The 26,562-nt window shown below is 59.3% G+C and carries 30 protein-coding genes; 5 read left to right on the plus strand and 25 right to left on the minus strand.

The features are described from left to right. Positions 1-7: 7 nt before the first annotated feature. From AC2GXZ_RS15080 to AC2GXZ_RS15095, 4 genes are all read right to left on the minus strand, one after another. Positions 8-1,105: an ABC transporter substrate-binding protein gene (locus tag AC2GXZ_RS15080; RefSeq protein ID WP_483759970.1), complete on the minus strand. Its 1,098-nt coding sequence runs from the start codon at positions 1,103-1,105 to the stop codon at positions 8-10. Between the two features lie 2 nt (positions 1,106-1,107). After that, positions 1,108-1,860 carry an IclR family transcriptional regulator gene (locus tag AC2GXZ_RS15085; protein ID WP_483759971.1) on the minus strand — a complete coding sequence of 251 codons (753 nt, stop codon included), beginning with the start codon at positions 1,858-1,860 and terminating at the stop codon, positions 1,108-1,110. Positions 1,861-2,191: 331 nt separating this feature from the next. After that, positions 2,192-2,338, minus strand: coding sequence for an FAD-dependent oxidoreductase (locus AC2GXZ_RS15090; protein ID WP_483759972.1), 147 nt, complete (start codon positions 2,336-2,338; stop codon positions 2,192-2,194). Positions 2,339-2,381: 43 nt separating this feature from the next. Continuing rightward, entirely contained in the window at positions 2,382-2,609 is a 228-nt protein-coding gene (locus tag AC2GXZ_RS15095) for a hypothetical protein (protein ID WP_483759973.1), read from the minus strand. Positions 2,610-2,850: 241 nt separating this feature from the next. Here AC2GXZ_RS15095 and AC2GXZ_RS15100 point away from each other — a divergent pair, with 241 nt between their 5' ends. Then, on the plus strand, positions 2,851-3,573 hold the full coding sequence (locus AC2GXZ_RS15100; protein ID WP_483759974.1) for a haloacid dehalogenase type II: 723 nt from the start codon (positions 2,851-2,853) through the stop codon (positions 3,571-3,573). Positions 3,574-3,655: 82 nt separating this feature from the next. Here AC2GXZ_RS15100 and AC2GXZ_RS15105 read toward each other — a convergent pair whose 3' ends face one another. The 10 genes from AC2GXZ_RS15105 to AC2GXZ_RS15150 form a co-directional block, all read right to left on the minus strand. After that, entirely contained in the window at positions 3,656-4,489 is an 834-nt protein-coding gene (locus tag AC2GXZ_RS15105; RefSeq protein WP_483759975.1) for an MBL fold metallo-hydrolase, read from the minus strand. Positions 4,490-4,491: 2 nt separating this feature from the next. Further along, on the minus strand, positions 4,492-5,274 hold the full coding sequence (locus AC2GXZ_RS15110) for a TatD family hydrolase (protein ID WP_483760268.1): 783 nt from the start codon (positions 5,272-5,274) through the stop codon (positions 4,492-4,494). Positions 5,275-5,356: 82 nt separating this feature from the next. Next, entirely contained in the window at positions 5,357-6,916 is a 1,560-nt protein-coding gene (gene metG, locus AC2GXZ_RS15115; protein WP_483759976.1) for a methionine--tRNA ligase, read from the minus strand. Between the two features lie 131 nt (positions 6,917-7,047). Then, positions 7,048-8,079: a DNA polymerase III subunit delta' gene (locus AC2GXZ_RS15120; RefSeq protein WP_483759977.1), complete on the minus strand. Its 1,032-nt coding sequence runs from the start codon at positions 8,077-8,079 to the stop codon at positions 7,048-7,050. After that, positions 8,076-8,783 (minus strand): dTMP kinase, encoded by a 708-nt coding sequence (gene tmk / locus AC2GXZ_RS15125; protein ID WP_483759978.1) that lies wholly within the window; start codon positions 8,781-8,783, stop codon positions 8,076-8,078. Before tmk ends, AC2GXZ_RS15120 begins: the two co-directional genes overlap by 4 nt. Positions 8,784-8,805: 22 nt before the next feature. Then, positions 8,806-9,975, minus strand: coding sequence for a D-alanyl-D-alanine carboxypeptidase family protein (locus AC2GXZ_RS15130; RefSeq protein WP_483759979.1), 1,170 nt, complete (start codon positions 9,973-9,975; stop codon positions 8,806-8,808). Positions 9,976-10,041: 66 nt separating this feature from the next. Beyond that, positions 10,042-11,100: a septal ring lytic transglycosylase RlpA family protein gene (locus AC2GXZ_RS15135; protein ID WP_483759980.1), complete on the minus strand. Its 1,059-nt coding sequence runs from the start codon at positions 11,098-11,100 to the stop codon at positions 10,042-10,044. Between the two features lie 444 nt (positions 11,101-11,544). Beyond that, a complete protein-coding gene (locus AC2GXZ_RS15140) occupies positions 11,545-12,168 on the minus strand; it encodes a dual specificity protein phosphatase family protein (protein WP_483759981.1) in 624 nt (207 codons plus the stop codon). A gap of 95 nt (positions 12,169-12,263) precedes the next feature. Continuing rightward, on the minus strand, positions 12,264-12,437 hold the full coding sequence (locus tag AC2GXZ_RS15145) for a DUF1289 domain-containing protein (RefSeq protein ID WP_483759982.1): 174 nt from the start codon (positions 12,435-12,437) through the stop codon (positions 12,264-12,266). A 9-nt stretch (positions 12,438-12,446) separates the two neighbouring features. After that, positions 12,447-12,722 (minus strand): metal/formaldehyde-sensitive transcriptional repressor, encoded by a 276-nt coding sequence (locus AC2GXZ_RS15150; RefSeq protein WP_483759983.1) that lies wholly within the window; start codon positions 12,720-12,722, stop codon positions 12,447-12,449. 133 nt (positions 12,723-12,855) lie between these two features. Here AC2GXZ_RS15150 and AC2GXZ_RS15155 point away from each other — a divergent pair, with 133 nt between their 5' ends. Further along, on the plus strand, positions 12,856-14,028 hold the full coding sequence (locus tag AC2GXZ_RS15155) for a nickel/cobalt efflux transporter (RefSeq protein ID WP_483759984.1): 1,173 nt from the start codon (positions 12,856-12,858) through the stop codon (positions 14,026-14,028). Positions 14,029-14,093: 65 nt separating this feature from the next. On the opposite strand, the gene AC2GXZ_RS15160 is transcribed toward AC2GXZ_RS15155, so the two are convergent. Genes AC2GXZ_RS15160 through AC2GXZ_RS15170 form a run of 3 tightly spaced genes read right to left on the minus strand, consistent with a single transcriptional unit; the run spans position 14,094 to position 17,278 of the window. Beyond that, on the minus strand, positions 14,094-14,876 hold the full coding sequence (locus AC2GXZ_RS15160) for a sulfite exporter TauE/SafE family protein (protein ID WP_483759985.1): 783 nt from the start codon (positions 14,874-14,876) through the stop codon (positions 14,094-14,096). 4 nt (positions 14,877-14,880) lie between these two features. After that, a complete protein-coding gene (locus tag AC2GXZ_RS15165; RefSeq protein WP_483759986.1) occupies positions 14,881-15,759 on the minus strand; it encodes an MBL fold metallo-hydrolase in 879 nt (292 codons plus the stop codon). Next, a complete protein-coding gene (locus tag AC2GXZ_RS15170) occupies positions 15,752-17,278 on the minus strand; it encodes an aminotransferase class V-fold PLP-dependent enzyme (RefSeq protein WP_483759987.1) in 1,527 nt (508 codons plus the stop codon). The genes AC2GXZ_RS15165 and AC2GXZ_RS15170 overlap by 8 nt, the downstream gene beginning before the upstream one ends. Positions 17,279-17,340: 62 nt before the next feature. Here AC2GXZ_RS15170 and AC2GXZ_RS15175 point away from each other — a divergent pair, with 62 nt between their 5' ends. Then, complete coding sequence (locus tag AC2GXZ_RS15175; protein ID WP_483759988.1) at positions 17,341-17,823, plus strand: Lrp/AsnC family transcriptional regulator; 483 nt, start codon at positions 17,341-17,343, stop codon at positions 17,821-17,823. Between the two features lie 122 nt (positions 17,824-17,945). Here the strand turns inward: AC2GXZ_RS15175 and AC2GXZ_RS15180 are convergent, their stop codons facing one another. From AC2GXZ_RS15180 to AC2GXZ_RS15215, 8 genes are all read right to left on the minus strand, one after another. Continuing rightward, entirely contained in the window at positions 17,946-18,638 is a 693-nt protein-coding gene (locus tag AC2GXZ_RS15180; protein ID WP_483759989.1) for an amino acid ABC transporter permease, read from the minus strand. Between the two features lie 16 nt (positions 18,639-18,654). Beyond that, positions 18,655-19,362, minus strand: a complete 708-nt coding sequence (locus tag AC2GXZ_RS15185) for an amino acid ABC transporter permease (RefSeq protein WP_483759990.1) — start codon at positions 19,360-19,362, stop codon at positions 18,655-18,657. Positions 19,363-19,436: 74 nt separating this feature from the next. After that, positions 19,437-20,264, minus strand: a complete 828-nt coding sequence (locus AC2GXZ_RS15190) for a transporter substrate-binding domain-containing protein (protein WP_483759991.1) — start codon at positions 20,262-20,264, stop codon at positions 19,437-19,439. Between the two features lie 17 nt (positions 20,265-20,281). Continuing rightward, on the minus strand, positions 20,282-21,019 hold the full coding sequence (locus AC2GXZ_RS15195; RefSeq protein ID WP_483759992.1) for an amino acid ABC transporter ATP-binding protein: 738 nt from the start codon (positions 21,017-21,019) through the stop codon (positions 20,282-20,284). Between the two features lies 1 nt (position 21,020). Further along, entirely contained in the window at positions 21,021-21,587 is a 567-nt protein-coding gene (locus AC2GXZ_RS15200; protein ID WP_483759993.1) for a peroxidase-related enzyme, read from the minus strand. Then, positions 21,584-22,066: a CMD domain-containing protein gene (locus AC2GXZ_RS15205; protein ID WP_483759994.1), complete on the minus strand. Its 483-nt coding sequence runs from the start codon at positions 22,064-22,066 to the stop codon at positions 21,584-21,586. Before AC2GXZ_RS15205 ends, AC2GXZ_RS15200 begins: the two co-directional genes overlap by 4 nt. Beyond that, positions 22,063-23,532, minus strand: a complete 1,470-nt coding sequence (locus AC2GXZ_RS15210) for an NAD(P)-binding domain-containing protein (protein WP_483759995.1) — start codon at positions 23,530-23,532, stop codon at positions 22,063-22,065. The genes AC2GXZ_RS15205 and AC2GXZ_RS15210 overlap by 4 nt, the downstream gene beginning before the upstream one ends. Then, positions 23,529-24,503: a LysR family transcriptional regulator gene (locus AC2GXZ_RS15215; RefSeq protein ID WP_483759996.1), complete on the minus strand. Its 975-nt coding sequence runs from the start codon at positions 24,501-24,503 to the stop codon at positions 23,529-23,531. The genes AC2GXZ_RS15210 and AC2GXZ_RS15215 overlap by 4 nt, the downstream gene beginning before the upstream one ends. Before the next feature lie 491 nt (positions 24,504-24,994). On the opposite strand from AC2GXZ_RS15215, the gene AC2GXZ_RS15220 reads away from it, so the two are divergent. Both AC2GXZ_RS15220 and AC2GXZ_RS15225 read left to right on the plus strand, forming a co-directional pair. After that, the gene (locus AC2GXZ_RS15220; protein ID WP_483759997.1) at positions 24,995-25,456 is read left to right on the plus strand and encodes a (R)-mandelonitrile lyase; all 462 of its coding nucleotides are present in this window, start codon (positions 24,995-24,997) and stop codon (positions 25,454-25,456) included. Between the two features lie 83 nt (positions 25,457-25,539). Next, positions 25,540-26,559: a PQQ-dependent sugar dehydrogenase gene (locus AC2GXZ_RS15225; protein ID WP_483759998.1), complete on the plus strand. Its 1,020-nt coding sequence runs from the start codon at positions 25,540-25,542 to the stop codon at positions 26,557-26,559. Positions 26,560-26,562: the final 3 nt, after the last annotated feature.

Here is a 26,562-nt window from a genome sequence, read left to right on the forward strand (position 1 = left end):
GCTCGGCCTATTTGCCGGCGATTGCAGCGTTCCACTTCTCGACGAAGGGACCCGCCTCGGTGATCAGGCGCTGGTCGAAACCGGCTGTGATCACATTATCCTTGCCGACGATTTCGCTGATCTTCTGGAAAGTGTAGCGGACCTGGTCTTCCGGCACATCTTCACGATAGGGCACAAGACCGCCCTTGCCGACCTGCGTCTGTCCATCCTGGCTGAGCGCATAATCGAGAAAAAGTTTTGCCGAATTCGGGTTGGCGGCGCCCTTTGGAATGCCCATTCCACGCAGCATCATGATCGTGCCGTCGTCGGGAAAAGCAAAGCCAAGGATTTCGCCGCCCGGCTGTTCCAGGCGCGGGAAGATGGTGATGCCGGAAACGGCAATCCCCATCAGGTATTCACCAGTGGCGATCTTCTCATTCATCGGGCCGCCCGAGGTTTCTCCACGGATCATCGGGCCGATCTTGCGAAGTCCATCCCAGCCGGCTTCCCCCTTCTTGTCCATATAGGCCCACCAGGCCGCGAGGCCGAAGCTGTTGCGGGCGGCATCATAGGTCGTAATCTTGCCTTTAAACGTATCCGGCTCGGCGACAGCATCCTCGACCAGCGATGCAAATCCCTTCGGACGCTGATCCTCCGGCAGCAATGCTGCATTGTATGTGATGACCAACGGGTCGGTAGAAAGCACGTTCACACCCGGATAAGGATGTGCAAATTCCGGAAGCTTGGCAAGTTCCGGGCTTTTGTAGTCCTCCATCAGGCCGTCTTTGCCATACGACGCCCAACGATCGTTAGCGCCGGATACCAGCACGTCGGCGGTGCGAGCGCTCGATCCCTTTTCGGCCTCCCAGCGGGAATGCACGGTGCCGGAGCCAAGATCGACTGTCTCGATCTTCACCCAGGGATACTTGGCATTGAAGCCCTTGATGAGCGGCTGCCAGTTGTTGTCGGCCATGTTGGAATAGACCATCAGGCCCTTCTCGGAACGCGACCCCTCGATGATCTTGGAATAATCGGCGGGATAACCAGCCGGGACGTCTTGTGCCTGGGCGAAACCGGCGATGCCGGCAACCAGGCCGGTGACGACCGAAAGCATTACGAATTTCATTATTACCTCCCTTTGGATAGACGACGGCTGCGACGCGCCAGCTCCTCACTGATCGCGACTGCAGTTTCACGGACCACGTCACTGATGCGGTCGGAATTTGAGACGAACCGGACCTGTGGACCGGAAATATTGAGTGCGGCGATAGCCTTGCCGTCGACGCCGACAATCGGTGCAGCAGCGCCGGCGGCGCCTTCGACCACGCCCATGGCGTTCAAATAGAACCCCGACGCCCGCGCAATCGAGACGGCTTCACGAAGCTTTGAATGTTCTTCCGGGGAAAGCGATGCTTCAGCCGCATAGTCGTCGACCTGGGCATCGCTGCTGGCGGCAAGCAGAACAATCCCGCTGGCAACCTTGTGTGCGGGCCGTGTCGGGCCGATGTCTCGATCATAAAGAATCTCGCGCTTCGGCAGCACCTTGTTCAAGTATCGGATGGATGGGCCTTCCAGCACTGCGATGAAGCCGCTCTCACCCGTTCCATGCACCGCCTCCTGAAGGTAAGGCGACACCAGCGCGATCAGGGCACCGTAATTGCGTCCTTCAGGGGAGATTTCGCCGGGCAGCCTCAAAAGCTGATACTCGCCGCTTTCTGCTCGGCGGATATAACCGCGCTCCGTCAGCGACTGCAGCATCAGGAGCGCGCTCGACTTTGGCATGGCAAGCGCAGCAGCGATTTCCGACAGGCTTGCGCCTCCCGGTGAGGCTGCAAACCACTCGATCATATCCAAGACACGCTCCACACCGCGTCCACTCACGATCACTCCTCCTTTGATCGAATGTTCAGTATATTGAACATATACAGAGTATTGAACTTCTTGCCGAACGTCAATCCGTTTCCGGCGCTTTTAGGCCCGGTCCTTGGCTGTATGGGAATTTTGCGGGAGGTTTTCGAATGACGGAACAGGTTCCGCGTCGGGAAGCCAAAGTTCCACTGCGACGATTTTGGCACCGCGGCAAAGGCGTCATTCAGAAACGCCAGCTGTGCCGCCAGCGGATTGCAAGAGGTCCCGCCGAATCAACTATCAAGCCCGGCACCTTCTTCCAAAGCCCAGGCACGGACATCGGGATGATGGAGGTCGAACGAAGTCAGCCGCTGCTGCCATAGCTTGCGGCCTGCCGCCCGCCGGGCTTGCCCGGTTCTATGATGGTGACGTGGTGACAGTACCTCGGAAGGTCGGCGGCTGTTGCCGCACCGACGATGCCGGTACCTATAACCACGACATGGCTGCTCATTCCTGAAACGCCTCCTGACGGACCGCGCAAAATCTCGGCAGGATCATGAGAACCAGCACGATGCCCGCCGGAAATTCTCCTCCAGCATGAGGCCGAGGATCAGCCCCATGACCGGCAGCGTGGCATCACGGTCGAGCTTGGCGAAGATATGCCGACGCTGGCAACCTTGAGCTTGTAAATCGGATACCAGGCGGATCAGGAATGACGGCGGGGATCTTCGCAGGCTGGTCGAGATAGTCGTCCGAGCCACGATTCGACGTTGGAAATTCAACCTTGTTCTTGCGTGCCTAAAATACTGGACCAAACTACCTTCGTTTCTTGCAGTACCGACAAACCCGGGCATTCCGCCCATTCAAAGGACACATCAAAATCCGCATTTATATCCATGACGTCGCGCATGGAACTTGAATTGATGCAATTTGGTCGCGAGACTGGCAGCTGCGGTTTGGATCGTCTGATCCATTCGTCGTCTGAAATAGCGTATTCCATTTTGCATCAAGGATTTGTCGACAATGAAACTCACTGACTTCAAGGCTTTGACATTCGACTGCTACGGGACGCTCATCGACTGGGAAACCGGCATGGTCGAAGGCTTGAAGCCTCTCACGGACCGCGCTGCCGCACCGCTTTCCCGCAATGATATTCTCGAAGCCCATGCGCGCCATGAATCGGCCCAGCAGCTGCAGACACCCGGCAAGATCTATCGCGACCTGCTTCCGATCGTCTACAAGCGTCTCGCCGAGGAATGGGCGATCCCGGTCAGCTGGGCCGAATGCATCACTTACGGTCAGTCGGTGAAGAACTGGCCGGCATTTGCCGATTCCGTCGAGGCGCTCGGATATCTCAAGCAGCATTATAAGCTGATCATCCTGTCGAATGTCGACAATGAGAGCTTTGCGGCGAGCAACGAAAAGCTCGGCGTAGCTTTCGACGCGATCTACACGGCTGAGGATGTCGGCGCCTACAAGCCCGCCGACCGCAATTTCGATTACATGCTGGCAAATCTGAAGACGCTCGATCTCGACAGACATGAGATCCTGCATACCGCCGAAAGCATGTTTCACGATCACGGCCCGGCAAACCGTCACGGCCTCCCATCCTGCTGGACCTATCGGCGTTATGACCAGGACGGTTTCGGCGCGACGATGAATCCGGGCGGCATGCCGAAATACGATTTCCGCTTCAACAGTATGGCGGATCTGGCAGAAGCCCATAAGCGGGCTTTGCTCGGCTGACCGACATGAAACAGGCTGTGGTCTTGAATGGGGGGACGTGTAGGGAGAGGATGCCTCGGCCCTCCCTGTGCCTCCTCATGGCTCAGTGAGCGGCGTCCGGCATGTCGATCTCGAAACTCAGCCCGTCATAAGCCGGCTCGATATGTGCCGGCGTTTCTTCCATGACCGTCCGATAGTCGAGCGGGATATGCATATGGGTGAGAATGGCGCGCTTGGCGCCCAGGCGTGAAATCCAGTCCTGCGCCTGTTCGAGCGACAGATGGCTCGGATGGCGCGTATATTGCAGCGCGTCGATGATCAGCATGTCGAGCCCCGAAAGCCGTTCGATACTGCCGTCCGGAAAGTCGCTGACATCGGTGCAATAAGCGACATCACCGATCCTGAAACCCAGTGAATGCGTATCGCCATGCACCTGCATATGCGGCCGAAAACGGATCGATCCGCCGGCTCCTTTGACGATGATGTCGTCATCGAGATCTTCGATCAACGTTGGCGTCACGATCGGCGGATAGTTGCTGCCCGCGGGCGATTGAAGGCAGTAACCGAAACCCTGGCGGATACGCTCCATCGTCAGAGGATCGGCATGGATCGGAATGCGTGACCGCTGGCTGTGGAAATAGCCGCGCAGATCGTCGATCCCGTGCAGATGGTCGGCATGCGCATGAGTGTAGAGCACCGCATCGACATGGCTGACCTTGGCCGTGATCATCTGCTCGCGAAAATCCGGGCCGGTATCGATCACCACCACCGTGCGTCCGCCATCCGGAGCGATCTGCTCGACGAGAAAGGCCGTGCGCATACGCCGGTTTTTTGGCTCCTCCGGATCGCAGGCGCCCCAGTCACCGTTCAGCCGCGGCACGCCGGGAGACGACGAGCAGCCGAGAATGGTGAACCGGCGCCGGTATCCTGTTGCCACCCTCAGAGCCTCGGCATTTTCGAGAAGCAGCGGAACGCGTTTTCGGTGGTGATCGCCGCCATCTCGGCATAACTTACGCCATGCACCTCGGCCAACACCTCGGCAGTATTGACGACATAAGAGGGCTCGTTGCGCTTGCCGCGCCAGCGCTTCGGCGCCAGATACGGCGCGTCTGTCTCGACCAGCAACCGGTCCAGCGGCACGGTCTTTGCGATATCGCGGATATCCTGCGACTTCGGAAAAGTCAGGATGCCGGAAAAGGATATATACCCGCCGAGTTCGGCGCCAACCCGCGCAAGCTCCGGCCCGGCAGAGAAACAATGCAGGATGAAGGGGAAGGCTCCCTTCCCGCTTTCAGACGTCAGGATCCCGATCATGTCTTCGTCGGCGCTACGGCTGTGAATGACGAGCGGCAGCTGGGTGACGCGTGCGGCCTCGATATGGCGCAGCAATCCCGTCTTCTGGTCGGCCGGCGTCTGTGTGTCATAGAAATAGTCGAGACCGACCTCGCCGATTGCGACGATCTTGCCATGGGCGTTGGCAAGCCGGATCAGGTCTTCGGCGGTCACATCGAGTTCTTCGCCGGCATTGTTCGGATGGGTGCCGACAGAGCAGAACACCGACGGATATTTTTCGGTAATCGCCAGAAGAGTGTCGAGCTTTTTGACCCGCGTCGAGATCGTCACCATCTGTTTGACGCCCGCCTGGTGGGCGCGTTCGATCAGCTCGTCGCGCTCGGCGTCGAATTCGGCAAAGTCCAGATGGCAATGGGTATCGATCAGCATGAACGTCATTCAAACCTTGGCTTCAATACATATAGGACGGCCCGGTAAATATTACCCGGGCCATCTCCTGAAAAGTCGTCCCTCAGGCCGCAGTTTCCGGCGCCACGTAGCGCGGGAAGACCGGCTTCGGCGCTTCGAGCGGCGTGCCGGGAACGAGACGGCCGGCTTCGCCGAGAGCGGCGAAATCGCGGGCATCCGGGCCGGCTGCGACCAGATCGAGCAGCTTGGCCGACGATTCCGGCATGAACGGCTGCAGCAGGATGGCGATCTGGCGCACCACTTCCGCCGTCACGTAAAGCACGGTAGCCATCCGTTCGGGATCGGTCTTCTTCAGCGCCCACGGTTCCTGGCCGGCGAAATAACGGTCCGTTTCGGAGACGACGGCGATGATCGCGGCCAGCGCCTTGTGGAGCATCTGCTTGCCGATTTCCTCGCGGCAGATCGCAATCAGCGCATCGGCTGAGGCGAGCATGTCGCGATCGGATTGAGTCAGTTCGCCGGGCGTCGGGATCTGGCCGTCGCAATTCTTGACGATCATCGACAGCGACCGGCTGGCAAGGTTGCCGATGCCGTTGGCGAGATCCGCATTGATGCGGATGCCGATGGCCTCTTCACTGCAAAAGCCGTCCTGGCCGAAGGAGATTTCGCGCATCAGGTAATAACGGATCGCGTCCAGACCGAAATGTTCGATCAGTTCGAACGGATCAAGCACGTTGCCGAGCGACTTCGACATTTTCTCGCCGCCCTTGGCGAGCACGAATCCATGGGCATAAACCCGCTTCGGCAGGGGCAGATTTGCCGACATCAGGAAGGCTGGCCAGTACACAGTGTGGAAGCGGATAATGTCCTTGCCGATGATATGCGCATCCGCCGGCCAGTATCTCGCCCGTGGACCGTTCTCATCCGTCAGCAAACCGGTCGCGGTGACGTAATTCGTCAGCGCGTCGACCCAGACATACATGACATGCGCCGAATCGTTCGGCACCTTGACACCCCAGTCGAAGGTCGTCCGCGAGATCGACAGATCCCTCAGTCCCGACTTCACGAAGGAGATGATCTCGTTGCGCCGTTCCGCCGGACCGATGAAGTCAGGCTGATCTTCAAAGAGCTTCAGCAACCTGTCCTGATAGGCCGACAGCTTGAAGAAATAGCTCGATTCCTCGACCCATTCGACAGGCGTGCCCTGCGGCCCGTAGCGCACGCCATCCGCACGGACCTCGGTCTCGTCCTCGGCGTAATAGGCCTCGTCACGCACCGAATACCAGCCCGCATAGCTGTCCTTGTAAATGTCGCCATTGTCGGCCATCCGATTCCACATCACCTGGCATGCCTCGTGGTGGCGCGCCTCGGTGGTGCGGATGAAATCGTCGTTTGAAGCGTTGAGCAGCTTGCCCATCGCGCGGAACTCGTTGGAATTACGCTCAGCAAGTTCCTCTGGCGAAATGCCTTCCTTGCGCGCCGTCTGCTGCATTTTCTGGCCGTGTTCGTCGGTGCCGGTCAGAAAGAATACGTCCTTTCCATCGAGGCGCTGGAAACGCGCCATCGCATCGGTCGCGATCAGTTCGTAGGCATGGCCGATATGTGGCCTGCCGTTCGGATAGGAGATCGCAGTCGTGATGTAGAAAGGCGTCTTGTCGGACATCGAAATACTCGGAAACATGGGCCGAAAAATTGGGCCAAGAACAAGGGGAAGCCGCGCCACAGCGCGGGTCATGCCGCTCTTAGCGCATGTTGCGCCGATGCGAAACCCAAACTTAGCTCGGCGACGTCAGGTCAGGCGGCCCGCGCGGCTTCCAGAATCGAGAGCAGCGTCTGTTTGCGGTCGAGATTGTAGGCTGTCGACACGGTGATCTTTTCGCCGATCTCGCTGACCAGTCGTGCCCGCCGGTCGGCCAACGGCAACTGGCCCTGCCGGGCAGCCAGACGCGCCTGCTCGACCAGATGTTCGCTCAGGTGTTCGAGGAAGAAGGTGAAGATCACCTCGCTGTCCTTGCCCGACAGGACGTCGGAAAGGCGGTGCATGGCCCGTCGCGCCGAAGGTCCCTGGCCGGTGACGATCTCGTTGAAGGCGGCGATGATGTCGATCCCGCCGTAATTCATCAGCTTCAAGGCGCGCGAAACGCTGCCCTTGGCGAGCGCCATCACAGTCGCCTCGCTCTGGCCACCGTCCAGGCCCTGCCCGAGTGCGTTCAGCGCCGCGTGCAGTTCAGTGTCGGTGAGTGGTGACAAGCTCAGCGCCTGGCAGCGCGACCGGATGGTCGGCAGAAGTTTTCCGGGCGCATGCGACAGGACGAGGAACATCGCACCGCGCGGCGGTTCCTCGAGGATTTTCAGGATCGCGTTGGCGGCATTGCGGTTCAGGTCGTCGGCCGGGTCGATCACCACGATGCGACGATTGCCGGTACCCGAGGTCTGTGAAAAGAAACGCCCTGCCCGCCTCACTTCGTCGACGGTGATGGCGCTCTTCACCTTGCCGGTCTTTTCGTCGACCGGTCGTGAAAGATGCAGGAGATTGTGCGAGGCGCCGGAAAGGATCTGCCGGCTGATCGGCGTCGACGGATCGGGGTCGGGGATCGTCACCGGCGCAAGGCCGGGCTCGGGATTGGCAAGCACGTAATTGGCGAAGCGGAAGGCGAGCGTCGCCTTGCCGATCCCTTCCGGACCTTCGATCAGGATGGCATGGTGCGACTTGCCGGTGCGGTAGCTGCGTGCCAGAAATTCGAGTGCCGGCCCATGGCCGAAAAGCTTCGTATTGGCCGCCGGCGCCACGGCTCCGTCGAGAACCTGCGGATCGTTATCGCTCATGCCGCCGGCTCCCCGGCAACGCCGTGATCGACGGCGGTTTCGACCAGCATCAGGATCTCGTCGGCGATCGCGTCTTCGGATCTGTCGGCATCGATGACCATGCACCGTGCGGGCTCCGCAACGGCTATGTCGAGATAGGCCTGGCGCCGCTTCTCGTGCGTCTCGATCTCTTCCTTCTCGAAACGGTCCGGCGCCTCGTCACCACCGCGATGACGCGCCCGTCCAAGGCCGATTTTTGCCGGCAGGTCGAGAATGAAGGTCAGGTCGGGCATCACCCCGTTTGTGGCGATCCGCTGCAGCGCTTCGATGAAACCCGGTTCAAGATTGCCGGTCACGCCCTGGTAGACACGAGACGAATCGACAAACCTGTCGCAGAGCACCACGGCGCCGGTTTCGATCGCCGGCCGGATGATTTCTTCGACGTGATCATTGCGTGCGGCGGCAAACAGGATCGCCTCCATTCGCACGCCGAACTCCTCCGCCGCACCGCTCAGGAGAACGTGGCGGACGGCCTCCGCGCCCGGCGAGCCGCCCGGTTCGCGGGTGACCAGAACGTCAAGTCCTGCCCGACGCAGGCTGTCAGCCAGACGGCGAATTTGCGTCGATTTGCCGACCCCCTCGCCGCCTTCGAAGGTGATGAATATGCCCGAACGATCTGCCACGCGTGTCTTGTTACCCGTTGTCGAGACCGCCCTATAGTGCATCCGCCGCTCTTGCGAAACAATCTCAGAGCCAGAAGAACATCAATTCCACCAAAGCGTCGCTCGCCTGCGCCCTCAAGCCGCCAACCTCCACCGGCGAGGCCGCCATCAGCGGCACGTCGCGAATCACCCGGTTACCCGAGGATATCTTCAGCACGGCAATCTCGCTGCCTGCCGCCACCGGCGCTCTGAGCGGCCAGTGATAGACGATCCGGCCGGACAGACGCTCGGGATTGAGCCTTGGCACGAAAACTTCGACAGGCTCCTTCGTCACAAGGTCAACCTTGCCCTCCGCGCCGCCATAAACGCTCGCCTGGCCGATCACTTCATTGGCCTTGAACAGAATTTTGGTCTGGAACGACCCTAGTCCCCATTCGAGTATCCGCTTGGCTTCGTCCGTCCGGTCCTTGTCGGAGGAAAGTCCTCCGAGTGCCAGAAAGAGCCGCGTGCCGTCGCGTGCAACGGAAGCGGCAAGCGCATAGCCGGTACCATCGGCAAAACCGGCGCCGAGCCCGTCGACACCGATATTGAGCGACAGGAGCGGGTTCTTGTTGCGCTGGAAAATCTTGTTCCACTGGAAATCGGGCTGTGCGTAGAGCGGATAATAATCCGGATAATCACGGTAGAGATGTCGCGACAATTCGACGAGATCGCGTGCCGTCGTCCAGCTCTCGGCATAGGGCAGACCCGTGGCATTGCCGAATGTCGAACGCGACAGGCCGAGATCCTTTGCCCGCGCGGTCATGCGGGCGGCAAACTCGCCCTCTGTGCGTGCAATCCCTTCGGCCAGCACGATACAGGCGTCATTGGCATTCTGGATCACCACGCCGCGCAAAAGGTCGGCGACCGGCACCTGCGATTTGAGCGCCGCAAACATCGTGGTCGTGCCGGACGGCGCGCCGCCGGTGCGCCAGGCATATTCACTGACCGGATAGAGCGTCTCCGGCGTAATCGTGCCCGCTTTCAACGCCTCGAAGACGAGGTTCATCGTCATCAGCTTGGCAAGCGAGGCCGCCGGAAAGGATTGATTCTCGTTGACGGCGAGAAGAACCGTTCCGGTCTTCTCTTCGACGAGATAGGCCTGCTTGGCCTTGGTCTCGAATAGCGCTTGGCTCTCCTGCGCCACCGCAGGATTCGCTGCCTGCTGTGCGATCACGGCCAGCACCAAACCGAGAAGCAGAAAACGTCGCATCATTCCCCCGCACGTCCGCCCGGCATCATGCGTAGCAGCAGGGTGCCGGGGCGGCAACCACCGCTGGTATCAATACTTCCTGCCCGGCTTTGGCGGTTCAAGCAGCATATTGCCGAACATTACCCGGGCAACCTTGCCCTGCGGAGGCTCGGCCGCGTAGGCGGTTTCGGTTGTCTCCATCGGGGCGGCTCGTTGAACCGGCTGAGCCTGGGCAACGACACGTGGCGCCGGCTGGACGCGAGCAGACGGCTGAGCCTTCTGCTGGATCGGCGCCGGAGAATAGGTCGAGGCGACGACCCCCTCCTGTCGCACCGGCCGTGCGGAAGCCACAGTCTTGCGTTCTGCAGGAACAGGAGCCGCACGCGGCAGCGCTGCGACCTGTGCAGTCTGCTGCTCGAACTGTTCGGCGACCGGATGTCTGCTCGGCGACGCATTTGAGCCGCGCGGAACCGGCATGGAAGAACCATAGTTCTGCAACTGCTCGCGCAGCGGCTGGTTGGACGCCACCATCACGCCACTTGCCACCTGCCCGCCCGGATTGAACGACGGCATGCGATCGCCCTTGCGGACATAGGACGCCATCAGGAACGGCATGTCTTCACCGTCCATGCGGGCACGGCCCACATATTGCACGTTGACGCGGGCGGTGCCGGTGCGCTTCATGTCGAGCATTTCCGCCGTCTTGCCGGAAACGTCGAGGATGCGACCTTCATGATACGGCCCGCGATCATTGACGCGAACGACGATCGAGGTGCCGTTTTCGAGGTTGGTCACGCGGGCATAGCTCGGCAGCGGGAAAGTCGGAGACGCAGCAGTCAGCGCCGCGCTGTCGTAGATTTCGCCATTGGCGGTGTAGCGACCATGAAAGGCCGAACCGTACCAGGACGCAAGACCGGACTTGTTGTAGCCCGTATCTTCCTTCGGCACGTAGGTCTTGCCCTTGACCTGATAGGGGTCGCCGATCATGAAGCGGCCGCCGCCCTTCGGGACGGGCTGCCCCTCCTGCACAACGCGCGGGCTGGCCTTCACGCCATATTCCGCTTCCGAAAAATACTCTTTTCCATGACCCTTCTTTTTCGGGGCCTCGGCCGTATTCGTCGTGGCACAGGATGCCATCGTCGCACACATTGCACTGATCCCTAGCCATTTCGACCAGAGGGGAAGTTTGCCGCCACTCAAACTCAAAACTCGTCCGCCCTACGCTTGCTTTTCGCAGTCCAGGTAAGGATTCCGTAACCTTAACAAGTCCGCCGCCGATATAGTGTCCCGGTACAAATCACCAAAACATGCTTGGCATCGATCTTTGCTTGCTTCGCGGCGAAAATACGAATGAATTCTGTGGAGTAGACGAAATTCGAAATGTTATGGTTAATGTATGGTTAATCGATGCCGGAACTATACTGTTTTCAGCCGATACAAGCCGCTTGCCTATACTATTTGTTAAACGTTCACAAATGAGACGATAACGCGATCGGTCTTGGGACGCCGTCCGTTGAGCGCACAGAATCGGTGTAGAATGCCAGGGCAAATGGGAAATTGCTTTGTTGCCGGCAGACTGCCCGGGTGATGCCGTCAGGCACGATTGCCTTGAAGTCGGCTGAGGTGAAGGTCTTCCGCGGCTTTCTGGTCGGTTTTCTGCCGAAGGAAATGATCCTCCAGTGCTTCCCAGCTCACATCCATTGCCCAGGCGCGCGAGACAAGCGGTATGCCGACATGGCCGTAATAAAACGAGATCTGGCCTTCGGCAGTCTCTTCATCCTGCGCCGCGACCTGAAGACTGTAGATCGCCGCCACCAGTCCCGTACGGTCCGATCCAGCCTTACAGTGAATGAGTATCGGCTTGGGCGCGCTTTTCATTATCCGTGCGATCTCGTCGGCCCGTTCGGGAGAAAGGACAACTGCGTCACTCATGCCGAAATCGATATGTTCGATCCCGAGTTCCTTGGCCGCCTTGATCTCGGATTTGTACCAGCCGGCATTGGATGGCCCGCGCAGATTGATGATCGTCTTTATTCCATGAGCATCGGCATAACGCGCCAACTGCGACGGAGAGGGTTGCGCGGAACGGTAAAGTTCACCATCGACTGCTGTGTGGAAATTTCCCACGACCTGCAAATAGGCGACATATCCGCCCAGACTTGCGACCGAGGTCAGCAATGCTGCAGCGATCAGAGCGAGTTTCTTTCGTAGGCGCATGCATCACTCGACACGTTGATTGGGTCAAGTGGAGATGAAGCTTCAGTCTGACAGGCACCTGAACGAAACCGGATGAGTGACACCGCGTGCGCCGCTCACCTTTTAAGGGTCTTCATCCGATGCTTCAGCTCGTTTCCGAGCCTGGTACGATGAAATGGCGACAGCTTGCGCCATGCCCTGATCTCATCGGGGGTGCGTCCGCAACCGACGCACCATTTGTTGCGCGGATCGAACTGACAGATTTCAGTGCAGGGCGTTTCGACCTTCATTCCGAATTCCTACTTCATGTAGGCGCGAAGAACCTCGATCAGTTCGGCGGCTCCCTCGTCGCGCTCCTTCTGCGTCAGCCCTTCTGCCGCAACATGCTCCCGAACGTGATCCTCGATGACTTCGCCCATAAGGCCGTTGACCGCACCTCGGACCCCGGCGATCACCTGCATGACCTCAGCACAGCCCTTCTCTTCGACGAGCATCCGCTCGACACCTTCCATCTGCCCGCGAATGCGGCGGACACGGTTGATGAGCTTCTGCTTCTCTCTGATGGTGTGCGACATTCGGGCTCCTGGTCGAAACGGGCTTTGTGGTTGGCGACCAACTACCACAGATGACCACGAAACTTCAAAATTGACAACATTTAACATACCCCCCTATACTATCTGAAATTCCTGCTTCGCGAAAGACTCCCCCATGACTTCTTTCACAGACCTGCTCCAGCAGGGCACGGCCCATGCATGGCTGTTCATCCCGACGGCAATCCTGCTGGGCGCCCTGCACGGCCTCGAGCCAGGGCATTCAAAGACCATGATGGCGGCTTTCATCGTTGCGGTTCGCGGCACGGTCAGCCAGGCGGTCATGCTTGGACTGGCGGCGGCGATCTCTCATACTGCAGTCGTGTGGCTCGTCGCCCTGGGAGGTCAGTATCTCGGGCAAGGCATGGACGCCGAAGCGAGCGAACCGTATTTCCAGCTCGCGTCGGCAGCGATCGTCATCGGTATCGCGTTATGGATGATATGGCGAACATGGCGCGAGCAGCAGCTTGAGGCCGCACACAAACATTCTCACCATCACCACGGCGGTCATGATCATGGTGCCCAGGAAGAAGCGCGACGCATTGATACTGGCCATGGCGTCATGGCGCTGGAAGTCTTTGAGGACGGCGTTCCGCCGCGTTTCAGGATCAGGTTCGAAACCGGTCATGGCTGGGCGGCCAGGGATGTAACGGTCGTAACCGAGCGCTTCGACGGTGCAAGACAGGAATTCACCTTCGTCGACAGGCAGGGCTATCTCGAGAGTATTGCGGAAATTGCCGAACCACATGAGTTCAACGCCCGTATCAGCCTGGGTCATGGAAACCACACCCATGATTACGATGTCGTTTTCAGCGAGGCGGATCATCAACACGCGGACGAAAGCCTCGGCACAGGCGGCGGCGAATACATGGATGCGCATGCGAGAGCCCATGCCAACGAGATCACCAGACGGTTCAACGGCCGGAACGTCACCACCTGGCAGATCATCATGTTTGGCCTGACGGGCGGCCTCATCCCCTGCCCGGCAGCGATCACCGTGCTTTTGTTATGTCTGCAGCTCAAGCAATTATCGCTTGGCGCGGTACTCGTCGTCTGCTTCAGCATCGGACTGGCGGTGACGATGGTTTCGGCCGGCGTGCTGGCCTCCCTGAGCATTCGCCACGTCCAGAAGCGCTGGTCCGGTTTCAGCAAATTCGCCAGCCGTGCCCCTTACGCCTCCGGCATCCTGATGCTGCTGATCGCTCTCTATATGGGATATTCGGGATATACGGGCCTCAAGGTTGGACATACGGCACAATCGGCGAGCCTCGCTTCCCCCGTAAATCCATAGAAGCAAGTAATCGCGCCCACCTTGGGATGGCAGACTTGATGCTGAGGCCTGGGCGGACAATCGACCTAAAAAGCGGCCGCACTTCGCCAAAGCACATAAAGGCTGACGCAGAAAACAACCCAGCGAAAGATGTTGGCAAGAATATTTCGGCGGGGAGCCAAACGGGTCGCAGCAATGGTCCCGACGATCCCGCCGCCGACACCGCCTGCGATGAAACAGCCGGCGGTCGGCCAGTCGACATAACCTGAAGCGGCATAGTTTACGGCGGTCGTCAGGCCGAAGGTCCCGACCGCAAGCAGCGATGTCCCAACCGCATTGATCAACGGCATGCTGGTCGACAGCAGCAGGCCGGGCACGATCAGAAAACCACCGCCGATACCAAAGAAACCGGATCCTACGCCTGTGCAAAGAGCGACGACACCGGTCTTTCCGTGGGTCCGCATTGTCAGCGATTGTGCTGTCACACCCGACTGACACGCAGACTTGCGCATCATGAAGCTGACGAACATCATCAGCAGGCCGAACATGAAGAGAAGGCTCTGTCCGTTGATGAGCTTGCCGAGGCTCGACCCCAGATAAGCGCCGACGGCGCCGGTAATTGCAAAGATCCATGCACAGCGCCACCAAACATGCCCTCTGATCGCATGGCCGACGAGGTTGAGATAGGCATTGACGGATACCGCAAGTGCGCCGGTGCCGATCGCCATATGGACGTCGCGCATTCCCACACCGTAGATCAGAAGCGGTGTCGCAAGGATCGACCCACCGCCGCCGATCAGGCCGAGCGTGCAGCCGATCAGCGAGCCTGAGCCGATCGTCAGCAGCAATTGCGGCAGGGAGCCGTCCACCGCGTCAGGATCCCCACACCGCGCCCGGCAGCGCATCAAGCGGGATCTTCAGGTAACGCCGCCCGTTGTCTTCTGCAGGCGGCAGCTCGCCGCCGCGAATATTCACCTGCAGCGCGTGCAGGATCAGTTTTGGCATCGGCAATGTCCGATCACGGGCCTCCCGTAATGTCACGAAATCCTCTTCCGTTTGACTTGCCAGATGCGGGTTTTCCGCCTTTTGCAGCGCTATGCTGCTTTCCCAGAGTGCAGCACGCCCACCCGGCCGGTAGTCATGGCCGGTAAACAGTCGGGTGTCGTCGGGAAGGTTCAGGATGTCTTGGATGGAGTGCCAAAGGCTGGCAGCACTGCCGCCGGGAAAATCCGCGCGAGCCGAGCCGCTGTCGGGCATGAACAGCGTATCGTGGATAAAGGCCGCATCGCCGACGACATAGGTGATCGACGCCAATGTATGGCCGGGCGAATGCATGACCCGGACATCCATTTCGCCAAGGGTGAATGTCTCCCCATGGTGAAACAGCCGGTCCCATTGCGATCCGTCACAGGCAAGATCGGGCCAGTTATAGATCTTGCGCCAGATTTCCTGCACCTGCCGGACATGCGCGCCGATCGCCGTTGGTGCACCCGTTTTCTTCTTGAGATACGCTGCCGCCGAGAAATGATCCGCATGCGGATGTGTATCGAGTATCCATTCCACCGTCAGGCCGCAGGCATTGACGTAATCGAGAATGCCGTCGGCATTTGTCGTTGCCGTCGATCCGGACTTCTCGTCGAAATCGAGAACCGGGTCGATGATGGCGCATTTTCGCGTCGCCGGGCAAGCGACGACGTATTGAATGCTGCCGGTACGGGCATCGTGGAAACCGGCGACATCAGGCTTATGCATCGGCCATATCCTCCCTCGTATTGATCCTGGGAGAAAAGATAGCACGGCTCGGATCAACCTCGTATTCGCCCGCGAAACCGGCTGCGTCCTCGGCAATCTGTGCAACAGCATCAAGAATGAACTGGACCTTCTCGTCCGTCAGCAGGACGCTGAAGTTGAGGCGAATAAAGCCGGGCTTCCTGATTTCGTCACCGGAGAGGATTGCCCGCCGGATCGCCTCTGACTGATCGTCATCGATCGACAGCAGCCGATGGACGTAAGGCCCGGCGCAGGCGCAGCCGCCACGTGCCTGGATGCCGAACCGGTCGCTCAGCATCCGCGTTACAAGCTGCTGGTGCACATGACCGCGTTTGCCGTCCGCAATCCGGAACGAGAAGATCGGCAGCCGCTCCGGCTGGCAAAGTCCCAGGATTTCCATCTGCGGCAGATCCTTCCAGGCTCTGAAGGCGCGTTCGGCGAGTTCGCGATTGCGCGCTGCCATCGCGTCCCGACCGATCGCCTCCTTGACGATGAAGGCGAGCGCTGCGCGGATGTCGCCGACGACATTGGGCGTGCCGGCCTCCTCGCGGGCCTCCAGGCTGTCGGAATAGTCGTGGTTCTGCGGCGAGACGAACTTGACCGTTCCCCCACCCGGCCAGGATGGCTTGGCCGTCGTGACCGCATCGCGACGAAGGATCAGGATGCCGGAGGCACCAGGCCCGCCGATGAACTTGTGTGGCGACACGACGATCGCGTCGATTTCCGCATCCCGCGCCGGGCTCATGGCAATCGGCATATAAGGGCCGGCACCTGCATAATCCCAGATCATCCTGGCACCGGCAGCCTTCACCAATCGGGTGATCGCCGTCACGTCACTGGTAATGCCGGTAATGTTCGAGGCGGCTGACAGCGTGCAGATCATCAGATCGACGCGTGCATCGAGCGCTTCCTGTAGAAGAGCGAGGTCCGGGCCGCCTGCCGGCTCTTCGGCAATCTCGATGATTTCCGCTCCGCTCTCGCGCCAGGGCAGAATGTTGGAATGGTGCTCATAGGGACCGACGATGACCCGCACCCGTTTTCCGGCCGCCACCGCATCCGCCACACCGAACAGCTTGACGAGACGATTGATCCCTGACGTCGCGCCCGAACCGGCAAAGATCACCGCATGCCGGTCGCTGGCGCCGCAGAATTCTCCGATCAGGGTGCGTGCCTCGCGCCGCAGGCGTGTCATGAAGCCCCCGCAATAAGAGGCCTCCGTATGGCTGTTGGCATAATAGGGAAGGACCTCCTCGAGGATAAACCGCTCGACCTGATGCAGTGCCCTGCCCGAAGCGACATAGTCCGCATAGACCAGCGGCTTTTCCCCATAAGGCCCTGCGATCTTGGCATTTGCTCCAACCAGCCCATCGCGAAGACGTGCGATCACGTCGGCCCGGTCCAGGCTGCGGCGAAATTGAGCCAGCGGCGTCTCGATCGGTGACGGGTGATGTCGGGAAGCGTCCAAGGTCGTTCTCCTGTATCGGATATTGACCTCGATCATAATCTACATCACGATCACAAAACTCACCTATTTCCCCGCATAATTCTTCAAGGTTGGGTCAAATGATCGGCGAAAATAAAAAAATAGACGATTTTGATATGAAAATTCTCCGTGCGATGCAAATCGACGCCAACCTGTCGCAGCGCGATCTCGCCGACAAGGTCGGGCTGTCGCAGAATGCCTGCTGGCGGCGTCTGCAGCGCCTGCACTCCCTCGGTCTCATTCGCGGTTCACACAGCGAAATCGACCTGCAGGCCTTGGGCCTGGATCTGACCGTCTTCGTCATGATCCGGACGCGTCATCATTCGAAGGAATGGATTGAAGAGTTCCGGGCGCATGTCGACCGGCTGCCCGAGGTAATCGATTTCTACCGCATCGGTGGCGACTGGGATTATCTGATCAAGGTCGTGACGAGAGGCATGGCCGGCTATGACGCCTTCTATCAGAAGCTGATCACGAATTTCGATCTTGCGACGGTGACCGGCTTTTTCTCGATGGAGGCGATCATCAACAATCGCCCGGTGGATCTGGGCAGGTTGCGATAAGCCTTAAAGGCCATCCCGTCGCGCCTATAGGAACGCCCCCGAAAATGACCTGAACGGAAAAGGGTGCGGCGTCCTGAGGATACCGCACCCTTTTCGGATGCCTGCTGAATGAGTGTCGACGTTCAGGTCCGCAACCTGAATGCCTTCTCCGTCTTGTCCGCGATTTGCGTGACGATATAGGCGATGACCATGTAGATCACCACGGCGAGGATGAAGGCTTCGAGATAATAGAAATTCAGGGCGGCGGTAAGCTGCGACTGGGCAAAGATGTCGACGACCTCGATGGCAAATCCGAGCGACAAGGCCTTCATGATGACCATGATGGAATTTGCAAGATCGGGGATTGCCGCAACAACCGCCTGAGGAAAGAGAACCCTCCGGAACAGCTGCATGCCTGTATAGCCGAGGGAATGGGCGGCATCGGCCTGACCGGTGTCGAACGAGTTGAGCGCACCCTTGACGACCTCCGCCTGGAATGCGGCGACACAGAAGATCAGTGCGACGACCAGAATGACCCAATTGGGGGTCCAGTAGCCGTTGATCGAGTAACCGACCAGGGACGCCAGAGACTGCAGGATCGTCGGCAGGCTGTAATAGACGAGGAAGATCACGACGACCATCGGCACACCCTTGAAGATCACCTTATAGGCAACGACAAGTTCGCGCAGAACCGGAATCCGGCGGTATTCGACGAGGGCAAACAGGCTGCCGATGATCGTCGAGAAGATGAACACCAGAATTGCCATGCCGATCGTCGCCGGCACCGCGCCGAGGAGCTCCCACAGGTCCGGGAGTAGGACTTCAGAATTGAACATGACTTTCCTCTCTCCGTCAGACGCTTGCCATCAGTGGCTTTTTTACCTGCACCGTCTTCGTTGAATAACGCGACGAACGGAGTTCGAAGGCACGCACGATGAGCCAGGCGATCAGGCACATGATCGAATAGATCACCGCCAGCACGAGATAGGTCTCAAACTGATACTGGTTATAGTCGCGTTCCATGACGAGATGCGCGGTCGCCATGACATCGGCGGCACCGATATACATGACCAATGCGACGTTGTGGATCAGGTAGATAATGGAGTTGCCGTAGCCCGGCAGGCCGATATGGATGGCCTGCGGACCCACGACGCGAAGGATCTTCTGCCGGAATGTGTATCCAAGACTGTCGCAGGCATCATGCTGGCCACGGTCGACCGCCAGATATGCGGGCCGCATGACTTCCGACAGATACCCGCCGTGATACAGGCTGAGACCGATCATCGAGGCGAAGGTGGCATCCAGCACGTCGGGTATCCCGAACAGCCCACCGATCAGCGGAAGGCCGTAGAAGGTGACGAACAACTGCAGGACGACGGGAACGCTTCTTGCGTAGGAGACGTAGAGATCGGCCAACTGGCTGATCACGATGATCCTGCGAATGCGGAACGTCGTCGCAATGACAGCCAGACAGAAACCGACGATCATGGCCACGAACATGATCGCGAGCGTCAGCGGCATCGCCGACAAGAGCTCGGGAATCATTGCAGAAAGATCCACTTTGGAACACTCCCTTTAGCGGGTTCACCCTGGAACCGCTGCACCGGCAGCGGTTCCCTGGAGAGGGGCTTCGATCACTTCATGTAGCTGGAGATCTTTTCGCCAAACCACTTCTGGGAAAGCGTGTCGATCGTGCCGTCATCCTTCAGTTCCTTGAGGACCTTGTTGACGTCGTCTGCAAAGACCTTGTTTTCATCCGACTTGTGAATGAGCACGTAGGTATTGTTGATGACCACCGGCTCGGAGGCCACGATATCGAGCTTCTGGTTGTCGATGACGGTCTGTTCGCCGAGGTTCGACGGCAGGATCATCGCATCATACTTGCCCTGCTGGATCTCGTTCAGGCGGTTCGGATAGGGAACGCCCGCGCTCGATGCGGTGATGTTGAGCTTGAAGCCGGGGTTCTGCTCCTGCCAGCCCATGACGAACTTGTAGACACCGCCACCGGCAGTGACCGGCACGATCGTCTTGCCGACGAGATCCTTCACGTCCTTGATGCCGCTGTCTTTTTTGCTGTAGATCTTCATCAGGCTGGCGCCTTCCGGATTTTCCGGAACGAGGAACTGCTTGAGGCGGGTTTCGGACTTGTAGTAGCCACCGACTGCCATGTCGTATTTGCCCGTCGCCAGGCCGGTTTCCTGAGCGATGTCGGCGACGCCTTCCATCTCGAACTTGTATTGCGGCAGCTTGGCGTTGATGGCACGCAGCAGATCAGGTTCATAACCCTGCGGTTCCACGCCAATGGCACCCCAGGCCAGCGGCTTGGATTCCGCCGACGTGGCGATCTTGATTGTGCGAACCGACTGGGCGTGGCTTGCGCCCGCCGTCGACATGGCGATCGCAATCCCGCCGGCAACGGCAAGGGCGAACTGACGGCGGAATATCGAATGGATGGCAGACATTTCTGAGGTCCCTTTTGTTAGTGCACAAGTTCAGAGTTGAGGAATTGGGCAAGGCGTGGGTTGGAGGGGTGATCGAAGATTTCGGCAGGGCTTCCGTCAGCGGCGACGACACCCTTTTCCATGAAGATGATGCGGTTAGAGATGTTCTTGGCGAACTGCATCTCGTGGGTCACGAGCAGCGAGGTGATCCCCGACGACGCGACGTCCTTGATGACTTTCAGCACTTCGCCGACAAGTTCCGGATCGAGCGACGAAGTCGGCTCGTCGAAAAGCATCATGTCCGGCTTGACGGCCAGCGCCCGTGCGATGCCGGTTCTCTGTAGCTGACCACCGGAAAGCTGGGATGGATAATGGTCCTTGCGGGTGGAGAGGCCGACGCGATCGATTTCCTGCAGAGCGATCTCGCGCGCCTCGTCCTTCGACTTGCGCTGAACCACGACAAGCGGGTCCATCACGTTTTCCAGAACCGTCATGTTCTTGAAGACGTTGAACTGCTGGAACACCATCGCGGTCCGCAGCCGGATCGCCTGGATCGCGGCCTTGTCGGCACGCTGATAATCCATGTGGATCTTGTCGAACGTGATGGCTCCCGATGCCGGTTTTGCCAGGTAGTTGATGCATTTCAACAATGTCGTCTTGCCGGTCCCGCTCGGACCGATGATCGACACCACATCGCCGCGTTTTACCGAGAGGTTGACACCGTTGAGGATCTGGGTCGATCCGTAGGACAGCTTTAGATCTTTGATTTCCAGCATGTTACTTCTCGCTATCTGCGTGGCCAAGAACGTGCATCAGCCGGTTCGCCCAGCCGAAAATCGAAATTGCATGGATCAGATCGATGATCTCGACGTCGGACATTCCGACCGTTCGCAGCAATGCGATGTCTTCTTCCGTCGCTTCCGACGGGGTAACCGACAGCCGCTTGGCAAATGTGTAGATCGCCGCATCGCGTTGCCCGAGCTCGTCCGATTTGTTCAGATAGAGCGCGGTGACGACGTCATCGCTTTTTGTCAGTTCGGCATGCCGCCGTGCATGGGTCACGGCACAGAACGTGCAGCCGTTGACCAGCGATGCGCCCAGCGCCCCCAGTTCACGAGCCGGACGATCAAGGCCTCCCTCGACATACATGATCGCGTTGAACAGAACGGTGCGTGCCTTGTAACTCTCCGGATCATGGACAAGTGTGCGAACATATTCCGAAACCTTCTTGGCCGATGGCGTCACCTTCATCGCGTCGAGCTGTTCGGGTGTCGCATCGGACAAATCGACAGGCTCGATATGCGGATGCCAGTGAAGCGGCTTTAGTTTGACTGCGGAAATCATGCGGACCTCATCAATCTCAGGCCGGTCGCGACCCGCGTCTGGAAGTTTACGAATGCGATCAGTTCCGAGAGCGCGACGATCTGCGGATTGTTGAGGCCGGCTTCCGCCAGGCGGGTAATGTCGCTCGCTTCTGCCTTGATCGGAGACAGGGTGATCAGATCGACATGCCGGGCGATCGTCGCCAGCGGTTCGGCAAGGTCGCCCGCACCCTCAGAAAGCGCCAGCAGCTCATCGGACGGATCAAGGGCCGCCAGTTGCGCCTCGTAATCGGAGACCAGAACCGCGTCGGCATTGAGCTTCGCCATGCGGCGCGCCAGCGCCAGCCGGAGCACGGGTGACAGTCCAAGCCCGTCTTTCGGTGTCAGCACCGAAAGACGGCACAGCTCGGCCCCTTCCACGAATTCCGGCCGAAACCGGCGTGCCTGGTAAACGCTATCTTCGGGAGAAAGGCCGGCGGCCTTGTCCATGGCATCGATCACAACGCGATCTCCTTCTTGAGCAATGGTGTTGAATCCGTCCACTCGTCACCCTGAAGCTCCGGGATATCGAAGGCAACGAGGCTGGCGAAATGCGCGTCCACATCTTCGGCAAAGAGCGACGCGGTGATGCCACGAACCAGGCGATCCGCCCCGGCGCTGACCGCCGGAATGTCGCCCGATACCTTGCCATGCGTCAGCATCGCGGCATCGTTGAAGCAGTGGATATGCGCGAGCAGTGGGCAGGAGCCTGGAACCTTCTCGCGAAACTCGAAAGCCGGGCCAAGATCGGGTGCGTCGGACATGCCTCGGCGCGACGGCCCCATATCCGCTGTCTGCCGTCCGTCCGACCAGCTTTTGATGTCGCCAGCAATGGCCGAAAATTCAGGGCGACCGCTGAAATCATTGGCAAAGCCGGTTGCAGCGATCAGAAAATCATATTGCATCGGCCCTTGTGTGGTCTCGATCACAAGGCCGCCGGCATCCTGTTTCACCGAGACGATGCCGCAATCGAGGAAAAAACGCGCATTGTCGTGTTGCGATACGCGTAGTGTCGACGAGCGCGGTGGTGGCGTCTGGGTCGTTGCGGTGTAATCGACGAACTTCCATTTCCACGCATCGGGCAGTTGGTGCATGCCATGCACCACGCCCTGGCTGCCGATACCGGTCATCTTGTTGATGCGCGGCATTTCCTTTCGGCGGATCAGAAGATCGACCGTCTTGGCTCCGGCCTCCAGAGCCGTCGCGGCATTGTCCATCGACGAGGCGCCGGCGCCGATCACGGCAACGCGCTTTCCGGCGAGCTTTTCGAAATCAATCTCGTCGGCGGAATGTGCCCAATATTTGCGATCGATGCCGTCGAGGAAGTCGGGCACGGCAAAGCCGCCAAGCCCGGACCGGCCGGTCGCCAGCACCAGACGCCGGGTCAGAACCCGGCCTGTCTCGGCACCGTCGACATCGACCGCAATCAGGTCGCCGACAAAGGAAATACCGGTCATCCGCACGTTATTGCGCACCGGAAGGTCTAGCACCTTGCGATACCAGACGAGATAATCCATCCACTGATCCTTGGGGATCTTGTCCAGCAGCTGCCACGCCTCGACGCCCCATTGCGCGGTAAACCACGCGCGAAACGTCAGCTGCGCCAGTCCAAGCGCCGGGCCGTGCAAGGTCTTCGGCGAGCGAAGCGTCTGCATGCGGGCGAAAGTGACCCACGGACCTTCCGTCCCCTGCGGGGCGGCATCATAGGCGACAACGTTGGTGATGCCCGTCAGAACGAGTTTTGCGATCGCAGCGAGCCCGCACATTCCAGCACCGATGACGACGACGTCACGGACGGGCGTGCCGTGATGATCCTGCGCCGGTACCCAAGGCTTTGATGGCATTTCGAGGAAGTCGAGATCCTGCGCCAGCTGCGCTTCAAGCGCGGCAAGACCGATCGGCATGGGTTGAGCGGCTGTATGCTTCATATGTCAGTTCCGTCATCTGGGCCCGATGGACGGCCGGTCACCAATTGACCTGCGGTGGCCGGATCGAGTTTCTTGAAACCTGAGATCGAGTGTTCCGCGACCTTTTCCACGGCCTCCATCATCGCCAGTGCAGCGGGACGAACCGGCGTCTTGGCGGCAGCGAGCACACCCCAATAGAAAGGGACTTCCACGTCGATCGGTCGAATGACCACGTCCGGCGTGCTGACACCGAAGGACGTGACTGGGTCGATGACCGCCATGCAGCCCGGAACCTGACGCACGAACTGCAATGCTCCATAAGAAACATTTGTCCGGATGACCTGCCCGGTCTCGATGCCCTGTGCGGCGAGCGCCCGGGCAACGCGAAGCTGAAAGCGCAGCGGGTTGAGCATCGTTGCAAGTCGACGACCGCCAAAAGCCGTCAACGGGACAACGTCCAGCGACGCAAGCGGATCATCCTCGCGCAGCGCAACCACGGTCGGCGCTGAATAAAGCCTCAGAACGTCAAGGCCCGGAATATCGAGAGGCATGCTGCTGAAGCCGATATCGGCGCGGCCGCTGCGCACTTCCTGGGCAACGATCGACGCCAGGAACTGGCCGACATGGGTTTCATGCGGCAATCCGGCAACGTCCAGCTCGGCCATCGCCTTCGGGATCAGCCCGGTACCTATCGCCGATGTCGTGGCGATCTGAAGGATCCGACCTTTCCCGGCGGCGATCACCTTGGCGCGTGCCGCAAGTTCGGTGAAGGACATCAGCAGGCGTCGGGCCTCCTCCTCGAACGCGACCCCCTCTTCCGACAACTGCACCCGTCGACCAACGCGATGAAGCAGTTCGAAACCGAGCTCTGCCTCAAGGTCCTGAACCGTGCGTGTCACGGACGGTTGAGAACGTCCGAGCACTTCCGCAGCCTTGGTAATGCTGCCGCTGGCCGCCACTGCGAGGAATGTCTGAAGGTCTCGAGTTTCCATGATCGCCTACATGCGAATTTCGTATGAGTTCGATCATCTCATTCATTTTTGATATTTGTCAATAATGAATGACTACTTTGTAAGCGCTTTAATTTTGGGCTATTTTTTGAGCATTTCAGGCGCGACTAACCATCGGCGGGAGCTGTGCTCTCTCCACCGGATGAAGGCCTGAATACTTTTTGCGCAGATTGCAAAAGGAGCCGGCGACGGGCTCGCCTCTATCTAGTCCACTCGTCTCGCGCGTCGAAGAAATAGACTTCTACAATTTTCGCAGAACGGAGAAATATTTCACATAATCTGGGCGCTCGTAGAACCTTGACTACAGGCGGTCCCGATCAGTGCTCATGGCCGGTCATGAATCCAGCTCATCTCTGCTTGCGCGACGACGGGTATAATCACAGCCCCCGAACCACCCATATTATCGCTGCGCTCTGCTGTTCACGCAGGGTCGAAACGACAATCAGGTTCCACGCAGTATCGAAAGGCAATCCATGAAAACGTCTCTGCCCCTTGCCCTGCTGGCGGCAAGCATCGGAACCGCCGCTATGGCGCAGTCGGTGGAAATTTCGCGATCGGGTCAACGTGCCGGGCTCATCGGCTCATCCGAGACTTTTGTCGGGACAGTGCATGTGGAGCCGCTGTTCGATGCGAACACGCATCGCGGCTTCAGCGCCGGCGAAGTGACCTTCTTGCCCGGCGCCCGGTCCAACTGGCACACCCACCCGCATGGCCAGACATTGATGATCACCAAGGGAACCGGCTGGACCCAGGAGCGCGGCCAGCCCCGACAGGAGATCAAGGCGGGCGATGTCGTGTGGTGCCCGCCGGGCATCGAACATTGGCATGGCGCGACGGCGACCACCTCCGTCAATCACATTGCGCTGCAGCAATTGGAAAACGGCAGCGCAGTCGCATGGGGTGAGCCAGTCTCCGATGAAGATTATGGCGGTTAAGGCTCTGGCCGTGGGCACGGCAATTATCGGCATGGCGACTGTCGTATCCGCCCGGGTGAGATCATAGTGGAGTTATCAGCTGAATGAACGACCGAACCAAAATCGTGACATCCGTTGCTCTAGCTTTCTGCCTGATACCGGTCGCCGTCTCGGCACAGACCCGGATCGAAACGGTCGTCGATGGTCTGGATTATCCATGGGATATCGCGGCGCAGGGCGACAGCCTGATGCTCACCGAAAAAGCCGGAGCGATTGTTCGGGTCGAGCCTGACGGTCGCAGGGTCCGCCAAAAAGTCGAAACCTCCGTCCCGATTCACAACGATCGCGGACGTGGCCTCTTGGGCATGGCGATTGCGCCAAACGGCAGCGATACGCTGTATCTCTACCATAGCGTCCTTGAAGACGGCATTCTTTCCAACCGCATCATTATCGTGCGGCTGGATGGCGATGTCTGGCGCGAGACCGGCGAAATCATCGCGGGCATACCGGGTCACCCGCTCTATAACGGCGGCCGCATCGCCTTTGGACCGGACGGTATGCTCTATGTCACCACAGGCTGGGTCGAGCGGCCGGAATTGCCGCAAGACCGTGAAAGCCTTGCCGGCAAGATCCTGCGCCTGACGCCCGATGGAGATGTGCCTGCCGACAATCCGTTCCCCGGATCACCGGTTTGGTCGATGGGGCATCGTAATCCTCAGGGGCTTGCCTGGGACGACCATGGCCAACTGTTCGTGGCGGAACATGGCGGTGGCGGGCATGACGAGATCAACCGCATCACCCCAGGAGCAAATTACGGATGGCCGGACTATCAGGGCGATGCGAGTGCCGACGACATCACTCCGCCCGAAATTCATTCAGGCGGCAGCACCTGGGCACCGTCCGGTCTGGCGTTTCATGATGGTAATCTTCTGGTCCCAGCCCTGCGAAGTGAGGGCCTGCTGCGCTGGACACCCGGAGACAGCCAGATCGATACCTTTGCTGATACCGGCATCCGTATGCGGGATCTGGTCGTGCACGACGGCGTGATCTACGCAATCACCACTGAGCGTTCGCCACGTGGCGACGGCCCCTCGCGGGACCGTCTGCTGCGCATCGTCCCCTGACGG

The organism is Aliirhizobium sp. YIM B11859 (assembly GCF_057163345.1).